This window comes from Bartonella pachyuromydis (assembly GCF_039543065.1).
Lineage (GTDB): Bacteria > Pseudomonadota > Alphaproteobacteria > Rhizobiales > Rhizobiaceae > Bartonella > Bartonella pachyuromydis.
In genome coordinates this window covers 1-1,528 of record NZ_BAABJA010000047.1, presented here as the reverse complement: position 1 = coordinate 1,528, position 1,528 = coordinate 1, and the positions used below count along the sequence as shown (strand labels likewise).

The 1,528-nt window shown below is 29.5% G+C and carries 1 pseudogene; it reads right to left on the bottom strand.

Annotated elements, in window-relative coordinates:
• Positions 1-337, bottom strand: a pseudogene (locus tag ABD917_RS08655) (hypothetical protein); the annotation flags it as partial.
• Between the last annotated feature and the right edge of the window lie 1,191 nt (positions 338-1,528).

Below are 1,528 nucleotides of genomic sequence, written 5' to 3'. Positions count from 1 at the left end.
CATTGCCATAAACCTTTGCACCTCTAAAGATTTTAGCTTCATTATAGATTTTAGCATTCTCATAAACAGTTGCATTCAAAAGAACGGCGGCATTATCATATACCCAGCAATTGCCCTCATGAGAGAGGTTATCTTCCTTTTCAATAAAGCCCCCGAGGTCCCCCGCCTTTACATCATCAAAATCCCTTAAAGCACGTATACGGTGTAAAGTAATCCCATCAAAAGTGAAACTTTCATTAATAAACTCGTATTTTTTTGCAGGCTCTTGTTTGTTATTAGATGCGGTTTCATTTGAAATAGAAGAAATAACGGGGGTGTTTTTTGAAATATTTGTCATAATTAAAACCTTGATGTTAATATTGTTTTCAATTGACAACCTATAAAGGCGCCGGGTGTTGAAAACACGGCATCAAGTCCGTCGGCATGCCTTCCCCATAAGGTTTTGTATAGCATGACCACACCCGACAAAATTCTCATATATGCTAATCACAGCATAAAAGATAGTCAGTTTTTTGATATGGGAAAGATTGTTTCGTAATCTACCCGCTTGTCGTTTCAAAGTGTTTTCTAATCACTTGACTATTTATATAACAAAATACGTATTTATTGTCAATTAATTTATGCACTTTTTTGATATTTTTTATGATTTTTTTAAATGCATTATGTGTATATATTTGTCATATGCTTATTAATTGCTTCTTTTGTATTATATGCTTTTAAAGCTATATTATTCGCTTTATAAAACGATTATGCTATTTTCTGAGTCTATACATTAATAATATTTAGAAACGCTCTCATTATGCGTATTTTTATCTTTATAACATATCTTGTTTTTTACTAAATGTTTTTTAAGATTTCTGTTAATTTCTTTTATAACACATTTGCGACTTAACAGCCTTTTATAGGGTTTATCTTTATAACCAATGCATTCATTTGCATTTTGATTATGAAAGCCTGCTTTTTCACGCATTCTCTATAGCTGTTATCTTCTTTATAGCCACCGCATCATTTTTCATTTTTACAAGAGAAAGGATAATTGTGATTTATAGCTTGTTATTAAAACCTCTAAAGAGAGATTGATAACTGTAGAGATTAGCAAAATCCCTTTTAATAGACTTTTGTCATTTTTGTCAGTTATCTGTCAGTAAATTGAACTGACAAAATGATTATTTTAGTGAGTGATTAAAACACGTCTTTAAAAAGCATGTGATCTTTAAAAAGCCTTTCAAAAGACAGTTTATAATCATAAGAAATGCTATCAAGATCATTATGGTTATAGTTTAGGGGGGGTTGGGTGTTCTTTTTACACCCCCTTTATATATTTTTTAAATTAAAAATAAAAGTTATTATATTTCAATAAGTTAATGTTTCAAATAAACAACCTATATTAAATATAACACGTAAATACAATCTTTAATATATATTTAAAAGGGTTTTGTAGGTGTTTTGGGGGTTTTAAAAACAGACAAAACCTATAAGTAATATAAGCAAAATTAATATACATAACTCTCTTTAAAGAGATTTTTTG